Annotated in this window: 21 protein-coding genes, 1 pseudogene and 1 other annotated feature; of the genes and pseudogenes, 17 read left to right on the plus strand and 5 right to left on the minus strand. The window is 48.9% G+C overall.

Translation table 11 applies throughout. The features are described from left to right. Nucleotides 1–49: 49 nt before the first annotated feature. Both ACFYU8_RS15275 and ytvI read right to left on the minus strand, forming a co-directional pair. Entirely contained in the window at nucleotides 50–1276 is a 1227-nt protein-coding gene (locus ACFYU8_RS15275; protein WP_390300059.1) for a pyridoxal-phosphate-dependent aminotransferase family protein, read from the minus strand. Nucleotides 1277–1370: 94 nt separating this feature from the next. Further along, on the minus strand, nucleotides 1371–2402 hold the full coding sequence (ytvI, locus tag ACFYU8_RS15280; protein ID WP_390300057.1) for a sporulation integral membrane protein YtvI: 1032 nt from the start codon (nucleotides 2400–2402) through the stop codon (nucleotides 1371–1373). A 262-nt stretch (nucleotides 2403–2664) separates the two neighbouring features. On the opposite strand from ytvI, the gene ACFYU8_RS15285 reads away from it, so the two are divergent. From ACFYU8_RS15285 to ileS, 13 genes are all read left to right on the plus strand, one after another. After that, nucleotides 2665–3939 carry a cation:dicarboxylate symporter family transporter gene (locus ACFYU8_RS15285; protein ID WP_390300055.1) on the plus strand — a complete coding sequence of 425 codons (1275 nt, stop codon included), beginning with the start codon at nucleotides 2665–2667 and terminating at the stop codon, nucleotides 3937–3939. Nucleotides 3940–4248: 309 nt separating this feature from the next. Beyond that, nucleotides 4249–5157, plus strand: a complete 909-nt coding sequence (locus ACFYU8_RS15290) for an NUDIX hydrolase (RefSeq protein ID WP_390300053.1) — start codon at nucleotides 4249–4251, stop codon at nucleotides 5155–5157. 24 nt (nucleotides 5158–5181) lie between these two features. After that, entirely contained in the window at nucleotides 5182–6042 is an 861-nt protein-coding gene (locus ACFYU8_RS15295) for a TIGR02452 family protein (protein WP_390300051.1), read from the plus strand. Next, complete coding sequence (gene pnuC / locus ACFYU8_RS15300) at nucleotides 6039–6752, plus strand: nicotinamide riboside transporter PnuC (RefSeq protein ID WP_390300049.1); 714 nt, start codon at nucleotides 6039–6041, stop codon at nucleotides 6750–6752. Before ACFYU8_RS15295 ends, pnuC begins: the two co-directional genes overlap by 4 nt. Continuing rightward, a complete protein-coding gene (gene nadR / locus ACFYU8_RS15305; RefSeq protein ID WP_390300047.1) occupies nucleotides 6740–7798 on the plus strand; it encodes a multifunctional transcriptional regulator/nicotinamide-nucleotide adenylyltransferase/ribosylnicotinamide kinase NadR in 1059 nt (352 codons plus the stop codon). Before pnuC ends, nadR begins: the two co-directional genes overlap by 13 nt. Nucleotides 7799–7839: 41 nt before the next feature. Then, nucleotides 7840–8427 carry a DUF1802 family protein gene (locus ACFYU8_RS15310; RefSeq protein WP_390300045.1) on the plus strand — a complete coding sequence of 196 codons (588 nt, stop codon included), beginning with the start codon at nucleotides 7840–7842 and terminating at the stop codon, nucleotides 8425–8427. Nucleotides 8428–8461: 34 nt separating this feature from the next. Continuing rightward, nucleotides 8462–9442 carry a quinone oxidoreductase family protein gene (locus ACFYU8_RS15315; RefSeq protein ID WP_390300043.1) on the plus strand — a complete coding sequence of 327 codons (981 nt, stop codon included), beginning with the start codon at nucleotides 8462–8464 and terminating at the stop codon, nucleotides 9440–9442. Nucleotides 9443–9499: 57 nt separating this feature from the next. Next, entirely contained in the window at nucleotides 9500–9976 is a 477-nt protein-coding gene (locus ACFYU8_RS15320) for a GNAT family N-acetyltransferase (RefSeq protein WP_390300041.1), read from the plus strand. A 266-nt stretch (nucleotides 9977–10242) separates the two neighbouring features. Further along, nucleotides 10243–10680 (plus strand): Rrf2 family transcriptional regulator, encoded by a 438-nt coding sequence (locus ACFYU8_RS15325; RefSeq protein WP_390300039.1) that lies wholly within the window; start codon nucleotides 10243–10245, stop codon nucleotides 10678–10680. A gap of 62 nt (nucleotides 10681–10742) precedes the next feature. Next, nucleotides 10743–11132, plus strand: a complete 390-nt coding sequence (locus ACFYU8_RS15330) for an IDEAL domain-containing protein (protein WP_390300037.1) — start codon at nucleotides 10743–10745, stop codon at nucleotides 11130–11132. Between the two features lie 29 nt (nucleotides 11133–11161). Continuing rightward, the gene (locus ACFYU8_RS15335) at nucleotides 11162–11725 is read left to right on the plus strand and encodes a thioredoxin family protein (protein WP_390300035.1); all 564 of its coding nucleotides are present in this window, start codon (nucleotides 11162–11164) and stop codon (nucleotides 11723–11725) included. A gap of 32 nt (nucleotides 11726–11757) precedes the next feature. Next, entirely contained in the window at nucleotides 11758–12963 is a 1206-nt protein-coding gene (locus tag ACFYU8_RS15340) for an MFS transporter (protein WP_390300033.1), read from the plus strand. 55 nt (nucleotides 12964–13018) lie between these two features. Next, nucleotides 13019–13277 (plus strand) — a binding site (T-box leader). Nucleotides 13278–13346: 69 nt separating this feature from the next. Then, complete coding sequence (ileS, locus tag ACFYU8_RS15345; protein ID WP_390300031.1) at nucleotides 13347–16427, plus strand: isoleucine--tRNA ligase; 3081 nt, start codon at nucleotides 13347–13349, stop codon at nucleotides 16425–16427. Nucleotides 16428–16594: 167 nt separating this feature from the next. Here the strand turns inward: ileS and ACFYU8_RS15350 are convergent, their stop codons facing one another. Continuing rightward, entirely contained in the window at nucleotides 16595–16999 is a 405-nt protein-coding gene (locus ACFYU8_RS15350; RefSeq protein ID WP_390300029.1) for a hypothetical protein, read from the minus strand. Between the two features lie 273 nt (nucleotides 17000–17272). On the opposite strand from ACFYU8_RS15350, the gene ACFYU8_RS15355 reads away from it, so the two are divergent. Continuing rightward, complete coding sequence (locus tag ACFYU8_RS15355) at nucleotides 17273–18247, plus strand: Gfo/Idh/MocA family protein (protein ID WP_390300540.1); 975 nt, start codon at nucleotides 17273–17275, stop codon at nucleotides 18245–18247. A gap of 86 nt (nucleotides 18248–18333) precedes the next feature. Here ACFYU8_RS15355 and ACFYU8_RS15360 read toward each other — a convergent pair whose 3' ends face one another. Next, on the minus strand, nucleotides 18334–18921 hold the full coding sequence (locus tag ACFYU8_RS15360) for a TetR/AcrR family transcriptional regulator (protein ID WP_390300027.1): 588 nt from the start codon (nucleotides 18919–18921) through the stop codon (nucleotides 18334–18336). 315 nt (nucleotides 18922–19236) lie between these two features. On the opposite strand from ACFYU8_RS15360, the pseudogene ACFYU8_RS15365 reads away from it, so the two are divergent. Then, nucleotides 19237–19594, plus strand: a pseudogene (locus ACFYU8_RS15365) (DUF2306 domain-containing protein). Nucleotides 19595–19687: 93 nt separating this feature from the next. Here the strand turns inward: ACFYU8_RS15365 and ACFYU8_RS15370 are convergent. Then, on the minus strand, nucleotides 19688–20581 hold the full coding sequence (locus ACFYU8_RS15370) for a LysR substrate-binding domain-containing protein (RefSeq protein WP_390300025.1): 894 nt from the start codon (nucleotides 20579–20581) through the stop codon (nucleotides 19688–19690). A gap of 245 nt (nucleotides 20582–20826) precedes the next feature. Between ACFYU8_RS15370 and ACFYU8_RS15375 the strand changes: the two genes are divergently transcribed. Continuing rightward, nucleotides 20827–21762, plus strand: a complete 936-nt coding sequence (locus ACFYU8_RS15375) for a dipeptidase (RefSeq protein WP_390300023.1) — start codon at nucleotides 20827–20829, stop codon at nucleotides 21760–21762. A gap of 35 nt (nucleotides 21763–21797) precedes the next feature. After that, nucleotides 21798–22856 carry a P1 family peptidase gene (locus tag ACFYU8_RS15380; protein ID WP_390300021.1) on the plus strand — a complete coding sequence of 353 codons (1059 nt, stop codon included), beginning with the start codon at nucleotides 21798–21800 and terminating at the stop codon, nucleotides 22854–22856. Nucleotides 22857–22905 lie beyond the last annotated feature (49 nt).

Genomic DNA, 22905 nt, shown 5'->3' on the forward strand with positions numbered 1-22905 from the left:
ACATAATAAAAGCCGCTCGGGTATTATATTGCCCCGGCGGCCTTTGTTTTTAGCTATGATAAATATCTAAAGCAGCTTGTACAGCCCGTCCTGCATGCACACGCGCTCCATGATGGATGAGAACCGCTTCTAGTGCGCCAAGCACATGCAAAATATTTTTCTTGCGGCAGCTGTAGCCCATTGTGCCAATCCGCCAGATTGTCCCTTTTAACGGCCCGAAGGAACTGGCAATTTCTATATGAAAATCCTCGAGCAGCATGGCGCGGACTGACTCTCCGTCCAGCCTGTCAGGAATTTTGATACAGGTCACAACGGGAAGCTTGCAAGCGGGATCGCCGTAGAGCTGCAATCCCATCGCCAATACGCCAGCGACCAAGGCTTGTTCATGCAAGCGATGTCTGGCGAATCTCGCTTCCAGACCTTCCGTGAGGGCAATGCGCACTCCCTCGCGCAAGGCGTACAGCATCGTCGTCGCCTCCGTATGGTGGTTCAGCCGTGCGGGTCCCCAGTAATCCATGAGCTGGCTCAAGTCAAAATAGTTGCTGCGGATCGTTCGGGTTTGAGCAGATATCAGAGCAGAGGGATCAGCGAGTCCACGCTCAATTTTTTTCCGTTGGAGCAAGAGCGCTTCGACACGAGAATTAAACGTGATGGGCGCCATCCCAGAGGGGACAGACAAGCATTTTTGCGTGCCGCCAATACATGCGTCGATAAACCACTCATCTACCTTCACTTCTGTCCCGCCGATCGAAGCGACAGCATCGACGACAAATAGGATATCCATCCGGCGGCAAGCCTCTCCGATTTCTTTCAAAGGCTGAACACATCCGGTGGATGTTTCACCGTGAACCATTGCTACGATTTTGGGCTGAACTCGTTCGATTTCGGCAATCACGTCCTGCGGCTCAAAGACGCTTCCCCAGCGTGTTTCCATCGTAATCACATCTGCGCCGTACCTTTCCGCAATCTCCGTGAGCAAGTGCCCGAATCGTCCATAAATGGGCACAAGCACCCGATCTCCTGGCTCGATCATGCTACACAAAACGGCCTCAATACCCGCCCGAGAAGTACCGTCAATAGGGAATGCCCAATGATTGGATGTCTGGAACAATTTCCGAAGCATTTCCATTGTTTCGTTCATGATGTTCGTGAATTCTGGATCGAATTGTCCCAAAATGGGTGAACCCATCACGCGAAGAACGCTAGGCTCGGCTTCGACGGGCCCAGGCGTCATGATCGTCCGTTGAGACATGGTTAGTTCCTTGTATGCACACATATAAGCTCTCCCCCAACTCTTTCTATATCAACGGCCGCTTTCCCGATCCATCGCCGGAAAAAACGGCCGCAGCCCTACCTATCTTTTGTGCCCATCAAAAATCTATTTTGAAATTCAGGAAACCAGCCTTCCGTAACGCCTCGTAGATGATGACAAGCGCTGGACCGAGTATCAGCCCGAAAAATCCCATCACTTGAAAGCCGAGGAACAAGCTGACGAGAGCGGCTAGTGCGCTAATTCCCAGATTTGATGCGAGTACCTTGGGCTCAATAATGCGGCGGACGACCGTAATCACGAGGAAGATGACGATCAGGCCGATTGCCAAATAAGAGTTGCCCATCAAGAAGTTGTAAATAGCCCATGGGACGAGAAACGAGCCTGCGCCCAAGATGGGGAGAATATCGACGAAAACGATCATCAGCGAAATGACGGCTGCATACTTGACCTGCAAAATGAGCAATCCCAAAAAGGACAGCGTGAACGTCATCAGGCTCAATATGATTTGGGCACGTAAAAAACCAATGGTGGCACGGTTCAATTGAGAGATGACCACCTCGACCTTTTCACGAGCAGACACTGTGAACATTCTCATGAAGCCAGCACGCAATTTCGGCAAATCGAGACTGATCAAAAACAAGGCAACCAAGTAAATAATCGTGGAGATCAAAAATCCCGGAACGATGGCTGCCACACCAAGAATGCCTTTGGCAACCGTAGAGGCTGAAGTGAGCGCCCAGCTTTTAAGCCCAGCGAAGACACTTTGTATTTCCGAGACGGTTTCGGCAGGCAATGACTCATAGTAAGTTTCCCAGCTCATCAAATAGGACTCGACCAACTCAAAAATATGCTGCGAAAAAGCTGGCAATCGCTGAGCCAAATCAATTCCCTGAATCACGATCTGCGTACCGATCCAGTAGAGTACGATCCCAAATGAAATGAGGAAGAGGAAAAAGGACGCGATTACCGCACTCATCCGATTCATTCGTAGCCTTTTGATCAGAAACAAGACGAGCGGCTCTACCAGAATTGCTGTTAACAGTGCTAGCAAGAAGGGGACGGAGTAAGGCAAAAGAAACAACCCGACTGCCAGAACCAGTAGCAGGATGATCATTTTCCGAATCGTCATGACTGCGCTCCATTCTGAATGAAAAATCGCTGAAAATTGATTCCCTTATTTTATCATTTTTCCAGAAGCGAACACAATGAGCCCAATAATATCGCGATTTATTATAAAATATCAGAAAAAATAAAGAAATGAAAAGAATGCAAAAAAGGGAAAAGCACAAAAAGTCGTGATATGATGCACACCTATATACCACTCAAGTTTGATGCGTGTAAGCATATCGACTTGAGAGTCACATCTTAATCTTTCATAGCGAGGTGTCAGAATGAAGCAGTTTGGATTAGCGATGCAGATTGTCATCGGTCTCATTCTGGGTATCCTGGTGGGTGCTATTTTTTACGGCAACCCGGCAGTGGCGACCTATTTACAGCCTATCGGTGATATTTTTCTCCGATTGATTAAAATGATTGTCGTTCCGATCGTTGTTGCCACGCTAATTGTGGGCGTAGCAGGCGTAGGCGACATGAAGAAGCTGGGCAAAATTGGTGGTAAGACGATTCTGTATTTTGAAATCGTTACCACGATTGCCATTATCATTGGTCTTTTGGCGGCGAACATTTTTCAACCAGGTGTCGGTGTGGATCGAACAGTTCTTACCAAGACCGATATCCACAAGTATGTAGACACAGCAGAAACGACACAAAGTCACGGCATGGTGGAAACATTCGTCAATATTGTGCCAACCAATGTGTTTGATGCACTGGCTCGTGGCGACATGTTAGCTATTATTTTCTTCTCCGTTCTGTTTGGACTTGGTGTAGCAGCAGCAGGAGAAAAAGGAAGGCCCGTTCTCAACTTCTTCAATGGGGTTGCAGACGCGATGTTCTGGGTTGTAAACACAATCATGCGTTTTGCTCCGTTTGGTGTTTTTGCACTGATTGGTGTTACCGTTTCCAAATTTGGTTTGTCATCGCTCATTCCGTTGGGCAAACTGGTTATTTTAGTTCACTTTGCCATGCTGTTCTTCATCTTGGTGGTATTGGGCATCATCGCACGTATCAGCGGAGTCAAAATCAGTTCCATTCTGCGCGTACTGAAGGACGAGCTGTTGTTGGCTTACTCCACTTCCAGCTCCGAGACTGTACTGCCTAGAATCATGGAAAAAATGGAGAAGATGGGCTGTCCGAAGGCGATCACGTCCTTTGTTATTCCGACAGGCTACTCCTTCAACCTGGATGGTTCCACGCTGTACCAGGCACTAGCTGCTCTGTTCATTGCGCAAATGTATGGTATTCACATGCCAATCAGCACACAGATCACGCTGATGCTCGTACTGATGGTTACGTCCAAAGGGATCGCTGGTGTACCGGGAGTATCGTTCGTAGTACTGTTGGCTACACTCGGCTCTGTAGGTCTCCCAGTAGAAGGACTTGCTTTCATCGCCGGTGTAGACCGTTTGATGGACATGGCTCGTACGGTTGTTAACGTAGTAGGGAATGCGTTGGCAGCAATCGTGATCTCTCGTTGGGAAGGTCAGTTCGACAAAAAGAAAGCAGACGATTATGTTCAGGCAGTAAAAGCTGATCCAAGTGCTGCTTAATATTAGCGATAAATAGTGTGGAGAAGCCTCCTGTCAGTGTAAGAACTGGCGGGGGGCTTTTTTGCTTGGATTTGAACAGTGGCTGTAGTGGAGGGAAGAAGCGCATTTCCAGTCTACGCTGGGGCGGGCTCCAGAGGCGCTTGGACTGGAAATGCGCTTCTTCTACGCGGCTGTTTTCTACAAATAACCCCCCTTTTTTTCGTTGACACCAATAAAAGGAAAGAGTAATATGATACCAACAACTTGATAATAACATTTTGTTAATAACAAAAAGACAACAACAATTCAGCAGCTAAAAGAGGCGATTGGATGAAAGAAAAATCACATGTAAATAAACGCGGTCAAACCGAACAGGAGTACTTGGAGGCTTATGATGTCAGCCAATTCGAGCGGCCGTCTGTGACAGTCGATATGCTGGTATTCACCGTGATGGATGAGCTGGAGGAAAACTACCGCAAGCTCTCGCCAAAGTCGTTGAAAATATTGCTCGTGAAGCGTGGTGAGCATCCGTATATCGGCCAATGGGCGTTGCCAGGTGGGTTTGTTACACCTGGGGAGAGTCTGGAGGAGGCAGCCAGACGTGAGCTGCGAACGGAAACAAACGTAGACGACATTTATTTGGAGCAGCTCTACACATGGGGCGATGTGGGCAGAGATCTGCGGACATGGGTCATTAGCACGTCGTACATGGCCTTGGTAGACAGCTCGTCTTTACAGCTGCAGGCAGGGGATGATGCAGAGGAAGCGGAGTGGTACCGCATCGAGGACAGGTGGCTGAAAGAAACGAAGACAGCGACAAAGGACGGCTCCATTACTGAACGATGGTTGGAACTGCGACTTGTACATGAGAGCGAAGAGCTGTCTGCTACCATTAAGATCACGAAAACAGTAACGGGCCGTACCGTACGTGAGACCCGCGAAATTGTAGAGGCGAACAACATCGCTTTTGATCACGCCAAAATCATTCAATACGCATTGGAGCGATTGCGTAACAAGATTGAATACACCGATATCGCCTTTGCCTTGATGCCAGAGCTGTTCACGCTAAGCGATCTGCAACAGGTGTACGAAGTGATTTTGGGACGAGAGCTGTTGGCTGCGGCGTTTCGTAGGAAGCTAGCCGACAAAGTGCTGGAAACGAATCAATATCGAAAACATGCCGGGCACCGTCCATCCAAGTATTTCCGCTTTAATCCGGAATGGATGGATCAGACGTAGCCCATTACTATGGAGGAAATCACAATGAATCAGGGACATAATCGAAGTGTGCGGGTGCGAATCGCGCAAGAGACGCTGCAAATCATAGAGCAGGGCAACTACGTGAACAAAGTGGGAGAAAAGAAGAGCATTACGGAGGATCTAGCTGCTGCAATCAGCCAGTCGGTTCTGTATCGTCCAAATGACTTGGCAGCAGACATCGTGCAACTGCCATCGCATCAAACAACTGCTGCACAGCTGCGTGCCAAGGTCGAGGTTACCACGGAATCGAGTCTGGATGCAGCGAAGCGCCTCGTCGTTCACGAGAAACGAGCAGATGTCGTATGCTTGAATTTTGCTTCCGCCAAAAATCCAGGTGGAGGATTCCTCGGGGGAAGCCAGGCGCAGGAAGAGAGCTTGGCGCGTTCCTCTGGGCTGTATCCTTGTATCGTGCAGATGCAGGAAATGTACACCTATCATCGTCAGTTGAAAACCTGCTTTTATTCCGACTACATGATTTACTCACCGCGGGTTCCTGTCATCCGCGACCAAAGTGATCAGCTTTTGAATGATCCATACCTCCTGTCTTATATTACGGCGCCTGCTGTGAATGCTGGGGTTGTTCGTGAGCGAGAGCCAGAAAATATCGCCAAGATTGGCCCAGTCATGAAGGAGCGCATCCGGAAAATTTTGCGGGCAGCAGCCATTCACAACCACCGGACGATCATTTTGGGAGCGTACGGCTGCGGAGTATTCCGCAACAAAGCGGGGGACGTAGCAGATTACTTTGCGACTGTTTTGATCGAAGAACAGTATGCACAGCTTTTTGACCACATCGTTTTTGCCGTCTACGACAATTCTGCGCGCCAGGAAAACCTGCGAGCGTTCAAGGAGAGATTCGCATGAATGCGAAAAGCACCGGCTTTTTAGCAGACTGGAATTGGTTTGAAAAAATTTGGCTTACCTCTTTTACACTCGTTACCCTCTACTTATATGTCGCACTGGATGATACATGGATCGGCTTGGTGGCGTCCTTAACAGGCATGCTGAGTGTCGTTCTCGTCGCCAAAGGAAAGACGTGGAGCTACTACCCGGGTATCATCAACGTTGTTCTGTACGCGTTCGTCGCCTATGGTCAGAAGTACTACGGAGAAGTGATGCTGAATCTTCTCTATTTTTTGCCGATGCAATTCATTGGACTCTATCTGTGGCGTAAAAACCGCGTGTCCGAAGTCAAACAAAATGACGTCAAGATTACGGTTTTATCCAACCGAGCACGCATTTGGTGGACCGTCTTGAGCATCATCGCAACGATTGCCTATGGCTTTGTATTGAAGCAAATGGGCGGGGCTTTGCCGTTTGTCGATTCCTTGACGGCGGTTCTCTCGGTTATCGCGATGCTTTTCATGGTGAAGCGCTTGGTCGAGCAGTGGGTGGTCTGGATCATCATTGATTTGTTCACGATCTACATGTGGCTGGTAGCGTTTTTGAAAGACGGTAGTGATATCTCGATGCTGGTCATGTGGTCTGCCTACTTGGTGAATGCCGTCTACGGTCTGATGAACTGGATTCGGCAGTATCGCAAGCAAAAGGAGGAGCAGACATGGGGAGCGTAGGCTTCATTGGCGGCAAATTTTTGCCACTGCATCAAGGGCATGTATACGCGATTACACAGGCCGCCTGCCGCTGCGACGAGCTGTACGTCGTTCTCTCGCACAGTCCGACTCGGGACCAAAAGCTGTGTGAGGAGGCAGGAATCAAACCGATCCCCTATGAAGTGAGGTTGAGATGGCTGTCTATGCTCGTCAAAGACATGGAAAATGTCCGAGTGCTTGCAGTCGAGGATCGTGCGGATAGCGATGAGGCCTACGATTGGGAGGCTGGAGCGGCGGACATCAAGCGCAAGATCGGGAAAAAAATTGATCTGGTTTTCAGCTCCGAGTCCGCTTACGACCCTATTTTTCGCTGCCTGTATCCAGAAGCAGAGCACATCATTCTCGATGAATCGCGCAGGCAAGTGCCGATTTCTGCTACCCAGATCCGAAATGAAGGGGTCTTTGCCCATTGGCAGCACATTCCGGCCATTGTTCAGCCCTATTTCGTAAAAAAGGTAGTGGTGGTAGGAACAGAAAGCTGCGGGAAGTCTACCATGACACGCTATCTCGCGAAAATGTACAACACGGTGTTTGTCGAGGAGTATGGGCGCACAATCTGCGAAGAGGTTGGGGGCTGCGATACGATTTTGACACCGGAGTATTTTCCGCATATCGCATATGGTCACAAAATGAAAGAGTACGAAGCACTTCAGAAAGCCAACAAGCTCTTGTTCATCGATACCGAAGCGATTGTCACCCAGTTTTACTCCGAGCTGTACACCGGGCAAACTTTCCCTGTTCTCGACCAGATTGCCGAAGAGCAAGCGTATGATTTGTGGCTGTTCATGGAGCCAGATGTCACGTGGGTGGATGATGGATTGCGTGTGCACGGAGAAGAGCAAGTGCGCTGGAACAATCATGAAAAGCTGCGCCAGATGCTGGATGAGCGGGGAATTACGTATGTGACCCTACGAGGCAATTATGCTGAGAGACTGCAAGGAGCAATGCAGCATGTCGATCAACTGTTGAAGACGACTTCTCAACGAGCTGGAATTGGGCTAGACTAAAGTCATCAAACGATTCTGACAGTAGAAGGGAGCCGTGCTGCATGCAGTCGATTGTACAGCCGCTATCCCCCCTTAGCTTGAAGGAATGGGCAGTCGCCGTCAAAGCACTTGGAGAAGGTGAGCAGATCATCACGATCCGCAAGGGTGGATTATACGAAGAAACACGAGAATTCCGCTTGGAAAACAATCAATTTTATTTGTATCCGACCTATGAGCACCAGAAGCGCGACATGGTAAAGACAGACTACCAACACCTTTTAGACGCGACCCTCGAAGGCTGGACAATGGATAAAAAGACGGTGACGATCGAGTATTTTTCCGGAGTAACGGACGATGTAGAATTGATGGACGAAGCCAAGCTGCGTGCGCTATCGTCCTTCCATATCTGGACGGATAATTTCGCAGATGTGCGCTTGCATTGGAAGAAAAAACAGCCGCTGCACATTTTGTTCGTGCGGATGTATCGATTAGAACAGCCGATAGAAATCCCGATTGACGCTGCTTATCAAGGCTGCAAATCTTGGCATGATCTATTGGTGGAGATTCCTCAGGCTGCGTTTACGCCTGTGCTTTCCGATGAGGAGTTCGCAGCGAAAAAAGCAGCAATCATGGCCATTCTACAAAACTGACATTCCATTCCGCTACTGTCTGGGAGGAGTTCTCATGAAAGCGATCTTGGTAACAGAGTTAGGCGGCCCGGAGACGATGAAATATGCGGAAGTCGAGATGCCGTCCATGTCACCTACACAGGTACTGATCCGCGTCGAGATGACCAGTGTCAATTTTGCTGATATCAAATCCAGATACGGCAAAAAAGGAGCGGCAAAGCTGCCGTTTATCCCGGGACTGGATACGACCGGCGTAATCGAACAGGTAGGGGCAGAGGTGCAAAGCCTTAAGGTGGGACAACGAGTCATCGCATTTCCGGCCAACGGATCATACGCAGAGTATGTCGTGGCAGATGAGAGCTTGACCTTTGCACTGCCAGATCAAATCACAACGGAAACAGCAGCCGCTTGCCCAGTCGTGTCATTTACTTCGTATCAGCTCTTGGCGAAGGTTGCCCGCATTGCAAAAGGGGAAACGGTATTGATTCACGCTGCGGCAGGAGGGATCGGGACGACGGCGATTCAATTAGCCAAGCTGCTCGGAGCAGGACGTGTCATCGGTACAGTTGGTAACGAAGCAAAGGCCGAACTTGCCTTGTCAGCCGGTGCCGACCATGTGATTTGCAATGAGCGCGAAGACTTTGTGGAAAAGGTACGTGAGCTGACGGATGGTGCGGGAGCCGATGTCATTTTGGACTCGATTTCCGGAACGGTGAGCGAACGTAGTCTCGAGTGCCTGGCTTGGTACGGTCGACTTGTCCATTTCGGCAATGCCAGCGGCGAAATCGGCCAGATAAAGACGATCGATCTGCACGCAAGCTGCCGCTCTGTATTAGGCTTCAGCTTTGGTACGACACGCAAGCTGCGTCCACATTTGTTGCAGGATACCGCCAAGCAAGTCCTGGACTATTTGGCGAATGGTCAGCTGGACATCAAGATCGGCAAGCATTTTGCATTGGAAGAAGCAGCGAGCGCCCATGCGTGGGTCGAGAGCAGGGCGAGCACGGGAAAAGTACTGCTGGATGTGCGTTCGTAATGATGGGGAGCCCTTGCTGACTCACAAGCGGGGGCTCATTTTGGAGAGGTGAATGTTATGCAGATAACTTCAACAAGCGAACTGGACAAAAACGTAATCACTGAATTTTTTATCAAACACTGGGGAAGTCCGCAAATGGTCATCTCCAGTGGCGTCTTCCAATGCGATACGCTGGACGGCTACGCCGTGAAAGGCAAAGATGGTGCAATCAACGGATTTATTTCCTATGTGCTCGAAGATCAGGAATGTGAAATCATTTCCTTGGACAGCGTGATTGAAAACAAAGGAATCGGAACCGCACTCCTCAATCAAGTAGAGCAGAAAGCCAAAGAAAAAGGCTGCCACCGCATGAAGCTCGTCACCACCAATGACAACCTGCACGCCATGGGCTTTTACCAAAAAAGAGGCTATCAGCTTCACGAGCTGTACGTCAATGCAGTGGACAAGGCCCGCCAAATCAAACCAGAAATCCCACTTATCGCAGACAACGACATCCCAATCCGCGATGAGATCCTTTTCATAAAAAAGCTTTAATTTTTTTTGTCATCCCTAAGAAATTTTTTGAAAAAGCCCCGCAAAAGCATCAGCTGTCCGAAAAGCGCAGGTACATGTTTGGAAGGAGACCGCCCGAACGCAGTGAGGAAAAAGGCGACTGGAAAACATGTGCCTGCGCTTCCCCCAACCACCACAAAATGAAAAAACTCACGGTTTTAAAAAAAGTTTCTCCCCACACAATTGTTGACTTTCCTAACTGTACGAATTATTATTACAGTACTCTTCGCAAGGAGGCCGTTTGTGACGTGAATAGTGAATTTACCATTGCTGTTCACAGCTTGGCTTTGTTGGCTCATATCCCAGAGCATATGGCAAGCAGTGAGCACATCGCAAAAAATGTATGTACCAATCCTGCCCGCATTCGCAAAATCATGAGCATCCTGCGAAAAAACGGATTCGTGAAGACAAAAGAGGGAATTGGCGGCGGTTATATACTAGCGTGCGACCCGAATGAGGTCACCTTGGCCGAGATTCATCGTTCGATCTCAAATGGTACGCTGAAGCCTCACTGGTGTTCGGGAGATCCGCAAGAAGCTTGTCAGGTTTCTGCGAATATGCACGGAGTCATGGATCAGATTTTTACCGAAGCAGAGATGTACTTCACGAAGTATTTGGAACAAATTACGATCCAGACCGTATTAGATAAAGTTCGTCAAGGATGTCAGGAGAGTTCGCAACAGTAACCTTACAAATTATTAACATGGAAACTGTAATGATTTCCGTTACAATTAGGAGGTGCACGAGAATGAATCGAGATGAGTTGTTGGAAGTCGGAGAATGGGTACTGGGCAAAACCAAATTCGGCGAGTTAGTTCAAGGCTTCGTCGAAACAGATGATTCATTGCGAGGTACCGCAAAAGTTTATGTCGTTCAATGCGACAACGAAGAGACGATCGGCAAGCTGGTGGTAATTCCAAGACAGTGGATGGAGCGCCTACCAGTGGGTTCTTTTGATGATGAAGAGCACGTGCATGATTTGATTGATCTCGCCCTCACAACCAAAGATAAAGAGTGGTTTATGGACCTGACTGTCAAGGCGAGCACCATGAAACAGACGTCAGGGAAAGAAGCCCGCAAAACAAGAAGTTCTTCCATTCGCAATCGTTTGGGAACTTCCGCCATTTGGGAGCAATAATTTTTCACTATACAGGAGGAGTACGGAGTATGTCTAACGTGAATCAGAACAGTTGGTTTGAAAAAGGAATGAGCTTTGCTGCGTACAAAGAAAGCATGAACGTAAACAAAGAAGAGCTGTCCCGCGTATACGATCAGCTCACATTTACTGACGAGGACCTAGCGTTTTTTGGTGATCTCTCCCAGCGCAATTGGAAAGGGGTCGTGCTGACGGCAGACTGGTGTGGGGATGCTTCCTTGTGCGTTCCTGTCATTCAGCGAATTGCCGAGGAAAGCAACATCGAATTGCGCTTTCTCATCCGTGACGAAAATCTGGAGTTGATGGATCAATACCTAACCAATGGCACAGCACGTGCGATCCCGATCTTTATTTTCCTCGACCAGGATGGCTACGAGGCAAAAGTTTGGGGACCGCGTTCACCAGAAGTACAGGAAATGATTACGACTGCCCGTGCAGGCTTGCCGGCTGCAGACGCACCAGATTTTGAGGAAAAGCAAAAGGAGTTGTACCGCAACTTCAAGCAAAAGATATCTACAGACCCTGCCATTTGGCGCACGGTGATTGAGAGTGTGAAAGCAAAGCTGCAAGGCTAAAGAGAAAAATCTATAGGGATAGGACTGGATAAATGAATATGAATACGCAAGAGAATAGTCAGCGACCGATTCTCTTTCTGATGATCAACATGTTTATTGCCATGCTGGGAATTGGCTTGATTATTCCGATTTTGCCCGAGTTTCTCAAAGAGTTCGGCGCGGGTGGAGAGACGGCTGGATACTTGGTGGCGGCCTTTGGTGTGACCCAATTTCTGTTTTCTCCGATTGCAGGGGAATGGTCGGATAAGTACGGTCGAAAAATCATGATTGTATCGGGACTCGTCTTGTTTACGATCTCCAATCTGGTTTTTGCCTTGGCTGAACAGACATGGGTGCTCTACCTTTCTCGTCTGATCGGCGGGATCGGGGCAGCAGCAATGATTCCGTCCATGCTGGCGTATGTAGCTGACATCACGACTGAAGACAATCGTGGAAAAGGACTGGGGATGCTGGGAGCTGCCATGTCGCTCGGATTTGTTATCGGGCCTGGAATTGGCGGATTTTTGGCGGAGTTGGGCTTACGCATGCCATTCTATATTTCCGCGGCAGTTGGTGCCGTAGCTACAATTGGTTCCGTGCTTTTCTTGCAAGAGTCGCTCTCCAAAGAGAAGCAGCTCGCGGCTCGAAACGCCAAAGAGAAGCAGGAAAACATCTTCGTTCAACTCGGCAAGTCGTTTCAATCGTCGTACTTCATCATGCTGGTGCTGATTTTTACGATGACGTTTGGTTTGGCTAACTTCGAAGTCATCTTCCCGCTGTTTGTCGACGCGAAGTTCGCTTATACTCCGCGCGATATTTCCATCATTATCACTGTGGGAGCACTTGCCGGTACGATTGTGCAGGCAGCGCTGATCGGCAAGCTCATCACTCGTTTTGGCGAGAAGAAGCTCATTAACGTGACGTTCTTCTTGTCTGCGGTATCGATGGTGATGATGCTATTGTCCGGTAACTTCTGGTATATGCTGATTATGACGGTTATCTTCTTTACCCTGACGTCGATTATGCGTCCGGCGATCAACACGCTGATCTCCAAGCGAGCAGGAGATGAACAGGGCTTCGTAGCAGGAATGAACAATGCCTATATGAGTTTGGGGAATATTTTTGGCCCAGCAGTAGCAGGTACGTTGTACGGGGTGCATTTGAACGCACCGTATATGTTCGGCGCGATTATTCTGATTCTCAGCTTGTTCTTGTCGCAGGTGGAAAGCCGTCGTAGCGTGAAGCGCGCCGTGGCCTAACTCTTGACATTTTTTTGAAACCAGTGTAAAAAGAAAAGAAACAATACTAACACCAACAAATTCATTGACGAGAAAGAGTACGCTAATCCCCTTGTTCCCCAGAGAGTTGGCCTTAGTGCTGAAAGCCGACGTTCAAGACTTAGCCGAAAATCCTCTCCGAGAAGGAAAGCTGAAGCATTTTGAGTAAGCTGACCCGGAATCCCACCGTTACAAGGGGCGCGTATGATGGTACGTAGTAGAGGTGCCGAAATGACATGCTTGCATGTAGTTTTCGGAACAAGGGTGGTATCGCGAGATCAAATCTCGTCCCTTAGGGGGCGGGATTTTTTTGCGTTCTATGAACCTACACTTCTACGCAAACTACAGAAGAAGGAGTGTATAGGATGAAGAAAGTAGACGTAAAAGAAAAAGCAAGGACACGAGAGTTACGCGTTCTGGATCAGTGGAGGGAAGACGACACATTCCGCAAGTCGATGGACAATCGGCTAGGAAAGCCAAATTTCGTCTTTTATGAAGGACCGCCGACCGCTAATGGACAACCGCATATCGGTCACGTTCTCGGACGGGTCATCAAGGATTTTATCGGACGCTACAAAACGATGTCCGGCTACCGCGTTGTCCGCAAAGCAGGCTGGGATACGCATGGTCTCCCGGTAGAGCTTGGGGTTGAGAAGCGCCTTGGCATTTCCGGCAAGCAGGAGATCGAAAACTACGGAGTGGCCAAGTTCGTTGAGGAGTGCAAAAGCAGCGTATTCGAGTACGAAAAACAATGGCGCGAGCTGACGGAAGGAATCGCGTACTGGACAGATATGGAGCATCCATACGTCACCTTGACCAACGACTACATCGAAAGCGTTTGGCACATTCTTTCTGAGATTCATAAAAAAGAACTGCTGTACAAAGGACATCGTGTCAGTCCGTATTGCCCGGATTGCCAGACGACGCTCAGCTCCCATGAAGTGGCGCAAGGGTATGAAGACGTGAAGGACTTGAGTGCGACGGTCAAATTCAAAAGCAAAACAAGTGATGACATCTTTCTCGCGTGGACGACGACACCATGGACACTTCCAGCCAACGTGGCTTTGGCTGTTAACAAAGAGCTCGAATACGTGCGGGTCAAGTACAAGGATGAAGTGTACGTCGTAGCAAAAAATCTCGCGGAGAAAGTGTTTAAGGAAGACTACGAGGTTTTGTCCACGCACAAAGGTGCAGAATTCGTCGGTACCCCGTATGAGCCGCCTTTTGGCTATATCACGGTAAATCATGGGCATGTCGTCGTCGATGCGGACTATGTCAGTGATACGAGTGGAACGGGCATCGTGCATACTGCGCCAGCGCACGGGGAGGATGACTATCGCACGACCCGTCAGCATGGACTTGATTTCGTGAACGTCGTGAATTTGGCTGGCCGCTATACCGATCAAATCACGGATTTCGCCGGCCGCTTCGTCAAGGATTGCGACGTCGATATCGTAAAAGACCTGTCGCATCGCGGTCTGCTGTTTTCCAAAGAGCGCTACGAGCATAGCTATCCGTTTTGCTGGCGCTGCAAATCACCGCTGCTCTACTACGCGATGGAGAGCTGGTTCATCAAAACAACAGCGATCAAGGATCAGCTGATCGAAAACAACAGCAAGATCGACTGGTATCCAGGCCACTTGCGCGAAGGGCGCTTCGGGAAATTCCTCGAAGAGCTTGTAGACTGGAATATCAGCCGCAATCGGTACTGGGGGACGCCGCTCAATCTATGGCTTTGTCAGGAGTGTGGCTCTGAATATGCGCCAGGCAGTGTAAAAGAGTTGCGCGAAAAGTCTGTGTCCCCAATCGACGAGAGTCTGGAGCTGCACAAACCGTTTGTGGATGATGTAAAGCTGCGCTGCTCTTGCGGCGGTACGATGGAGCGAACTCCTGAGGTCATTGATGTGTGGTTCGACAGCGGCTCGATGCCATTTGCCCAGTATCATCATCCATTTGGCGATGAAAAGGTATTCCAGGAGCAGTACCCTGCCGACATCATTTCGGAAGGAATCGATCAAACGCGGGGCTGGTTCTTCAGCTTGTTGGCAGTCTCTACCCTGTATAACGGAAAAGCGCCGTACAAGGCGGTCATCTCAACCGGGCACGTATTGGATGAGCACGGTCAGAAGATGTCCAAAAGCAAAGGAAACGGGATCGATCCGTGGGAGGTTATCGAGGAGTTCGGGGCGGATGCGTTCCGTTGGGCGCTCTTGTCTGACAGTGCGCCGTGGAGCAGCAAGCGGTTCTCCAAGCGGATCGTTGCCGAGGCGAAGTACAAGGTGATCGATACGATCCATAACACCCATGCTTTTTATTCGTTGTACGCCTCGATCGATGCATTCAAGCCAGAAGAGCATCTGCTGCAACCGCCTGTGAACGAATTGGATCGTTGGATACTCTCTCGCTTGAATACTACCTTGCAGCATGTGGTAAAAGGTCTGGAAACCTACGATTTCATGAATCCGGCGAGGCATATCGAGGCGTTCATCGATGAGCTGAGCAACTGGTACATCCGTCGTTCACGGGATCGTTTCTGGAGCAGCGGGATGACACCTGACAAAGTATCTGCTTACCAGACCCTGCGGGAAGTGTTGCTGACGCTGGCGAAGATGATCGCACCGTACGCGCCGTTGATTGCAGAAGATATGTATGGCAATCTGGGCGGAGAAGGCAGTGTACATTTGACGGACTATCCGAAGGTGAACACAGAAGCAATCGACGAAAACCTTGAGCGGGAGATGGAAACGGCTCGTCACATCGTGGAGCTGGCGCGAAATGTCCGCAACGAAACCGGACTCAAGACCAGACAGCCTTTGTCCGAGCTGATCGTCTCGATGGAGCAGCCATTTAATCTCGAGCATTTTGCCGGCATAATCCAAGACGAGATCAATGTGAAAAACATTCGGGTGGAGCAAAGCGACAGCAGCTTCGTGACGTATCATTTCAAGCTCAACCTGAAGGTATCCGGGAAAAAATACGGCAAGCTCGTTGGGCCAATTCAAGGGTATTTAAAAGCAGTGAACGCTGCCGATGCACAGAAAGCAGTGGACAATGGCTACTTGGATGTGGAGGTCGCAGGCGAGAGTGTACGTCTTACGCTAGATGAGCTGCTCGTGGAAAAGCAAGGGAAGCAAGGCTTCTCTTCTGCATCCGGCTATCAACTCCATGTGGCCTTAAATACGACACTCACAGAAGAGCTTGAGCAAGAAGGCTTGGTTCGTGAAGTCATTCGCGTCATTCAGGACGCACGGAAAAAGCTGGATTTGCCCATCGATAAACGTATCCAGCTCACACTGGATGTGGACGATGAGCTACGGGCAGCATTGGAGCGTTTTGATCACGTTCTACGGGAGAGTGTGCTAATTTCGGACGTGTCTTTTGCGAAAGCAGCGGATATGGAGACAGTTTCGTTCGGAGATAAAACGTTTGGCTTACGCATCGGATAAATTGAGGTTGGATTAATAAACAGCTAGGGAAACACGGCTTGTACACGGGTTCGGGTTCCCTAGCTGTTTTCTTTTTATGTCTTATGAACGCAGTATTAGTCATGTAAGATCTCTGGGTCAGACCAAACGTCTTCATAATCACCCGCATCTAAACGATGATTTCGAGCTTATCGCCCAGCAGGACTTGCAACTACGGAAGAACGTCTTATCGCCTGATTAGGGTCATAGATCACATCGGCGTGGAAACCGTGCACGGAAGCTTCAATTAAATTCTCCCTATGCGGACCCAATTCTCTGTCCCAGTTCGTAAATGAGAAAAGAATATCCTGCCACGGTTGGCGAAAAGCCAGAATGACCTTCGTAACCTTGCTCCAATCGTCAAGTGGTATCAATCGTACTTCACCTAAGTTTTTATCACCCTCTAGATTAAAGCTATATTTAAAAGTAGTAAGAATATCATCATGATACTCCAGTTCATTCCATTCAAATGTATATCCATGATTTGTATGGAGATTTAATAGGGCGAAAGCTTGCAGAAAACCATTTATTTGGGCTTGCTTGATTTTATCCATTCCATCCCCACCCCCATTAGATAGTATCCATACATAATGTATACCATAGTATTCCAGCATATAAGGCCAGTAACTAACAATGTCTTATTGAATTATCCTGGCAGGTATCGTCGTTCCCTCTCTCTATACAGTCGTAGGCATCCAAAAGGAGAAGAAACGGGAAAAAAGGAAGCACAGCTGACAATCTGAGCTTTTTAGAAGGAATGTTCAGATCAATGGAGAAAGGGGTAGGGGCACGAAGACGAACATTCACCAGGAAGCGAGGAAATGCAGATGGACCAAGTGAAATGGAACGTTGGGGTGATTGGCGCAGGCGTCATGGGCGAGCGCATGATGAACGCCATCCGTACCCACGAAAAATTTCGAGTGGCCGCAGTGAGTGATGTATCTGCGGAAAGAGCACAGGAAGCCGCGCAGAAGTCCGGCGATGTGCCTTGGTACACAGATTATAAGGAATTATTGAAAAAAGTAGACCTGAACGTCATCTATTTGGCGGTTCCGCCCAAGTTCCATCACGCGATTGCCCTGGATGTACTAGCGCACAAAAAGCATTTGCTCTGCGAAAAGCCGTTGGCTAATTCGTTGACAGAAGCACAAGAAATGTTGGAAGCAGCAAACGACGCAGGGGTTGTCCATGCGATGAACTTCCCGCTCTACTATCAAGGCATTTTTCCTGAGCTCTCCCGCAGACTCGAAGAAATCGGGGATATCCGCCGGATCGATATCCTGACGCATTTTCACCAATGGCCGCGTCCATGGCAACAAACACCTTGGCTGGCTGGTCGTGAGCAAGGCGGTTTCATCCGTGAAGTGCTACCTCATTTCACTCACCTGACTTACGCTCTCTTCGGAGACCTGCACGTAGTCCGTGCAGAGGTAGACTATCCAGCAGATCCTGCGCTATGCGAGACAGGTGTATCGGCCTTCCTGCGTCTGACAGATGGTACTCCGGTTACGATCAATGGCTTGGCGGGTATCGCCCATCAGGAACATTTGGATTATCGCGTGTACGGGTCAAAAGGGACGTTGAGTGTCGTGAACTGGAGCAATCTATTTGTGGGTGGACACGGTGAAGAGCTGGTCCCGACTGAAGTTCCACAGCAAGACCGTCTCTCCCTGTTGCTGGATGAGCTGTCCATTGCGATTAACGGTGGGGATGCCAGACTGGTTACGTTTGAGACGGGCGTGAAAGTACAGCAAGTGCTGGAAGCATTGCTCGGACATGAAAAAGTACACTACATCAAATAAAAATAAGTAGGAAAGTCCACGAAAAAAGAGCAGTTCGGCAGGGTTATCACCACACATCCTGCGCGACTGCTCTTTTCTGTTTGCTATTATTTGTATGTTTGTAAAAGCTGCTCAATATGCTTGATGGCGAAATGGACATGCTTGTTATCGCGGGTGAGTCTGCTTGCCATTATGGCCCCTTCAATAGAAGAGAGGATAACCGAAGCGACTGCTTCTGCGTCCATATCGGAGCGAAATTCTCCCTGGGTGATTCCTTCTTTCAGCAAGCCCTGCATGAACGATAATGCCTCTTGGTAAGCGGCGACGGCATAATCACGAAGAACAGGGAACGAATGGTCACTTTCGACGGCTGTGTTGAGAAGCGGGCAGCCGCCTTGGAGCGGGGGATTGTTTACCGCATCAGAATAAACCTTCGCCATGGCAACGAGTTTTGAAGTGGCCGTGTCCTGTTTATCCAGTGCAGCTGCAAAATGTTCATGTAACACTTCTCCAGCATATTTGAAGGCCTCTATTGCTATTTCATCTTTACTGGCAAAGCCCCGGTAGAGTGCGCCTTTGGTAAGTCCCGTGGCATCCATGATGTCTTGCATGGAGGTTCCTGTATAACCGTTTTGATTAAACAGCTCTGCTGACTTCTGAATAATATGCAGCTTTGTTTTTTCGCCTTTTCGCATCGCGATAGTCCTTTCATTAGGCCAACACGGTCTATATTCGTCCAAGTTATTGTAACATTTCTCTCGTATACGACAGAAGGCATTCATGTAAAATCAAAAAGAGACCGAACCGTTCGGTCTCAAAAAACGAACAAAGGGCTGTGTGACAGGATGAAGCGTATTAAACCGTATTCGATTGTCATTTTCATTGCTTGTATGGCGATAGCGTATGCACTCGTGCAAAACTTTATCATCGATCCAGAAGCGAAAGGCTTTCTCAGTCACAAATCTGATTACAACAAAGAGCGAATGAACACATCCATCTGGCTTACGGTCATGTATGTCCATTTGTTTTTTGCCCTTATCGCCTTGGTCTGTGGGGTGGCTAACTTTTCCGACAAGCTGCTCGCAAAGAACCGCAAGCTACATAAAGTAACAGGTTATGTTTATCTTTTTAGTGTGTTGGCTGTGGTAGTCACATCAAGTCATCCAGCATAAAGAATGGATGGTCAGGAGTTTCGTTTTCTTGTTTACCAACATGCTGATTCATCTATTGAAGCTGATCTTTGAAAAGGTGGTAGGCTTGCCGTATGAGCTCAGTTACACAATCGGCGTCTATGTCGCCATGATTGGACTTGTCGTCACGGCGGAGATGATCATTCGTACGAAACTGCGCGCACCCAAAAAAGGATGAGAGAGATTCAGCGCTTCCTAAAAAGCTTCGCATCAACCAGCTTCCTTGGTTCAGATGTGAAGCTTTTTTAGGAGGTAAGCCCATGGTCCTTTCCTACTGCTGCAAGGCTTTGCTCTGCATCAAAAAATCAATAAACGTACGCATAATCCCGTGAACAGGTGTATCCTTGAGGTAAATCAGCTCAAAGTTCCGGTTGATTTGCGGCAGATTCAGGACGTCTACTTCCTGCAGCTCGCCTTCGCTCAAATCTTTGGAGATCGCAAATCGAGGCAAAAACGCGATTCCCAGCCTTTGTTTGACCATCCGCTTCACGACCTCGATGTTGTCAGCCTCCATGACGACATTGTTTTGTAGCTGAAAATGGCTAAACGCATTGTTGATCAGCTTCCAGTCGAGCGAGCCCCGGTTGAACAAGATCAGTCGTTCGCGAGCGACATCTTCGATGGAGACCTGATGACGGAAAGCGAAAGGATGGTCGGGATAAATCGCTAGCACCATGTCATCGGGCATCAGCTGAATCCGGTTAATTTGTGGATGGGTAACGGCACGAGCAATTCCAAATGACACCTCGTGGTTCAGTACCATATCGAGCACCTGATGGGAATGTCCCGTGAGGATCGTCAGCTTGATTTTGGGGTACAACTGCTGGAATTGCTGGACGAGGTCAGGCAAAATGTAGAAGGCGGAGACAAAAACGGTGGAGATGGTCAATTCTCCCTCTACATCGCCTTGCGAACGCTGAATCGCTTGCTGTCCCTCTTGTAGCGTGTGCATGATGTTTTTCGCATAGGGAAGGAACAGATCGCCTTCTTTTGTAAGAGAAATCGTATGACCCGTACGTTGAAACAGCTTGCAGCCCATAGTTGTCTCAAGCGCCTTGATCCGCATGCTGACTGTGGGCTGTGACAGATAGAGCAAATCAGCCGTTTTGCTGAAGCTCCCGGTCAGGGCGACAAAGATGAATGCTTCAATTTGCTCCATATTCATGAGTAATGGCTCCATTATGTAAGTTTTTAACGTACAGGAAAGTTTAAGTGCTTCACAGTGTAAAAGCGATTATGCTTAAACTTTCCGGAAAAACGGGGTGGCTCCTCTTCGAACATGCCTCGATAATGTTTTCTTAAGTGGCTTATAGCAATAATTTATTGGATTCGCTCTCAAAAATACATTACCTTAAAATTAACAGAATAGGTAGAGTTCTCAAAGGAAATTAACACAAGGGATGGATACAGATGGCCAAAATGCCGATTATCGATTTGCACTGTGATGCATTGCTGAAAATTTGGGAGAAAAATGGTGCTCTGTCCTTTGCAGATGCGGACGAGCTGGACGTCAACAGAAAACGGCTACACGATGGCGGGATAAAGCTACAGTGCTATGCCATCTGGACATCACCGGAATTGTCCACGGAGCAACGTTTTCAAAAAGCTTTGGATCAAATACATTACTTTTATACAGAGGTTCTCGGGAAACATCCAGAAATGAAACAAATCCGCGATTGGAGCGATCTCGACCGTTTGCAAGAAGGGGAGATCGGGGCGTTGCTGACATTGGAGGGTGTTGAGCCAATCGGCAGCGATTTGAAGAAGCTGCACATTTTGTATCAGTTAGGGGTTCGTTCTGTGGGCCTCACTTGGAACTTCGCGAATCTCGCTGCGGATGGTGCACTGGAACCGAGGAATGCCGGACTGAGCACATTTGGCAAGGAAATCATTCAGTTCCACAATGAGCATAAAATGTTGACGGACGTTTCGCATCTAGGAGAGGCCAGCTTCTGGGATACGATTGAGCTCGCCACATACCCGATCGCGAGTCATTCGAATGCACGAGCGATCTGCGATCATCCACGCAACCTGACGGATGAACAGGCAAAAGCGCTATTTGCCAAAGGCGCGAACGTACATGTCGTCTACTGCACCCAGTTTATCAATGAAACGACACCGACCACGATAGATGATTTGATCAAGCACATCGATCATTTTTGTTCACTCGGTGGCGTGCGCCATATCGGGCTCGGCTCTGACTTCGACGGCATTACTGCAAAGGTCGTGGGCTTGGAGCATGCAGGTCAGAGCCAAAACCTGATCAACGAGCTGCTCAAGCATTATAAGGAAGAGGAAGTGCGCGGGTTCGCTTATGAGAACTTTCTGCGCAATCGACCAGTATAAGTGAGCGGCATAGCCTTACGAAAGGAATGGAACACATGGCGAAAAAAATTCGACAGCTAGGCGCCACGGTTGGCAAGCTGCCAGTCGGTGAAAAAAACGACATAACGGATGTGACGGGAGTGCGTGTTGGACATGTAACGATCCAGCATGAGCTGGACGGAGATGACTATGCGTGCACAGGTGTGACGGCGATATTGCCACATGGCGGCAGCTTGTTTCGTGAAAAGGTGATGGCAGCCAGCTATGTGATCAACGGTTTCGGCAAGACGACAGGACTCGTGCAGGTAAATGAGCTGGGTGTACTGGAATCGCCGATCATGCTGACCAATACATTTTCCGTTCCCGCAGTTACACAAGGGACGCTGCAATACATGCTGGATACGAACGAGGAGATCGGGGACACGACCGGGACGATCAACATTGTCGTCGGAGAATGCAATGATGGTCATCTCAATTCCATTCGCCGATGTGTCGTGCGTCCGGAAGATGCTAGACAAGCCATTCAGAACGCAACGGACCAGGCCGTAGAAGAAGGAGCTGTCGGGGCAGGGACAGGGATGGTTGCCTTTGGCTACAAGGGAGGGATCGGGTCGTCTTCTCGCATCGTAGTAGCTGAGGAGCAGGCGTATACATTGGGGGCATTGGTCCTCAGTAACTTTGGAAGCAAGGATGATTTCTTGGGAACGAATCTGTTCACAAGCTGCAAAAGCAATGAAAACGCAGTAGAGAAGTCCGAGGATGGCTCCATCATTATCGTGCTTGCGACAGATGCGCCTCTCAGTGATCGTCAACTGCTTCGGGTAGCGAAGCGCGCAGGAATCGGGTTGGGACGAACGGGGAGCCATTTTGGGCACGGGAGCGGCGATATCGTCATCGCTTTTTCTACAGCTCAAAAAATTCCGCATCAGACAACAGCCGTTACGGAAACGCGCGTGCAACTACGCGAGGATCACCCGATCATGAACGAACTGTTTGCTGCTGCGGCAGAAGCGACGGAGGAAGCGATCTACCATTCTCTTTCGCAAGCAGTCACAACAACAGGAAGAAAAGGACGCGTCGTCCATGCGTTTCCAAGTCAGGGCATAGGAGAGTAGTAACATAACCCTACAACTGGTGACATACCTTGAGTGTAAAGAGGTCATG

This window comes from Brevibacillus sp. NPDC003359 (assembly GCF_042878995.1).
GTDB lineage: Bacteria > Bacillota > Bacilli > Brevibacillales > Brevibacillaceae > Brevibacillus.

Excerpts from the sequence above, each read along its gene's own strand:
- ACFYU8_RS15285 (WP_390300055.1), top strand. The coding sequence starts at position 2,665 with ATGAAGCAGTTTGGATTAGCGATGCAGATTGTCATCGGTCTCATTCTG.
- ACFYU8_RS15310 (WP_390300045.1), top strand. The coding sequence starts at position 7,840 with ATGCAGTCGATTGTACAGCCGCTATCCCCCCTTAGCTTGAAGGAATGG.
- ACFYU8_RS15290 (WP_390300053.1), top strand. The coding sequence starts at position 4,249 with ATGAAAGAAAAATCACATGTAAATAAACGCGGTCAAACCGAACAGGAG.
- ACFYU8_RS15340 (WP_390300033.1), top strand. The coding sequence starts at position 11,758 with ATGAATATGAATACGCAAGAGAATAGTCAGCGACCGATTCTCTTTCTG.
- ACFYU8_RS15350 (WP_390300029.1), bottom strand. The coding sequence starts at position 16,999 with ATGGATAAAATCAAGCAAGCCCAAATAAATGGTTTTCTGCAAGCTTTC.
- pnuC (WP_390300049.1), top strand. The coding sequence starts at position 6,039 with ATGAATGCGAAAAGCACCGGCTTTTTAGCAGACTGGAATTGGTTTGAA.
- ACFYU8_RS15275 (WP_390300059.1), bottom strand. The coding sequence starts at position 1,276 with ATGTGTGCATACAAGGAACTAACCATGTCTCAACGGACGATCATGACG.
- ACFYU8_RS15335 (WP_390300035.1), top strand. The coding sequence starts at position 11,162 with ATGTCTAACGTGAATCAGAACAGTTGGTTTGAAAAAGGAATGAGCTTT.
- ACFYU8_RS15355 (WP_390300540.1), top strand. The coding sequence starts at position 17,273 with ATGGACCAAGTGAAATGGAACGTTGGGGTGATTGGCGCAGGCGTCATG.
- ACFYU8_RS15380 (WP_390300021.1), top strand. The coding sequence starts at position 21,798 with ATGGCGAAAAAAATTCGACAGCTAGGCGCCACGGTTGGCAAGCTGCCA.
- ACFYU8_RS15360 (WP_390300027.1), bottom strand. The coding sequence starts at position 18,921 with ATGCGAAAAGGCGAAAAAACAAAGCTGCATATTATTCAGAAGTCAGCA.
- ACFYU8_RS15295 (WP_390300051.1), top strand. The coding sequence starts at position 5,182 with ATGAATCAGGGACATAATCGAAGTGTGCGGGTGCGAATCGCGCAAGAG.
- nadR (WP_390300047.1), top strand. The coding sequence starts at position 6,740 with ATGGGGAGCGTAGGCTTCATTGGCGGCAAATTTTTGCCACTGCATCAA.
- ACFYU8_RS15370 (WP_390300025.1), bottom strand. The coding sequence starts at position 20,581 with ATGAATATGGAGCAAATTGAAGCATTCATCTTTGTCGCCCTGACCGGG.
- ACFYU8_RS15375 (WP_390300023.1), top strand. The coding sequence starts at position 20,827 with ATGGCCAAAATGCCGATTATCGATTTGCACTGTGATGCATTGCTGAAA.
- ytvI (WP_390300057.1), bottom strand. The coding sequence starts at position 2,402 with ATGACGATTCGGAAAATGATCATCCTGCTACTGGTTCTGGCAGTCGGG.
- ACFYU8_RS15320 (WP_390300041.1), top strand. The coding sequence starts at position 9,500 with ATGCAGATAACTTCAACAAGCGAACTGGACAAAAACGTAATCACTGAA.
- ACFYU8_RS15315 (WP_390300043.1), top strand. The coding sequence starts at position 8,462 with ATGAAAGCGATCTTGGTAACAGAGTTAGGCGGCCCGGAGACGATGAAA.
- ileS (WP_390300031.1), top strand. The coding sequence starts at position 13,347 with ATGAAGAAAGTAGACGTAAAAGAAAAAGCAAGGACACGAGAGTTACGC.
- ACFYU8_RS15330 (WP_390300037.1), top strand. The coding sequence starts at position 10,743 with ATGAATCGAGATGAGTTGTTGGAAGTCGGAGAATGGGTACTGGGCAAA.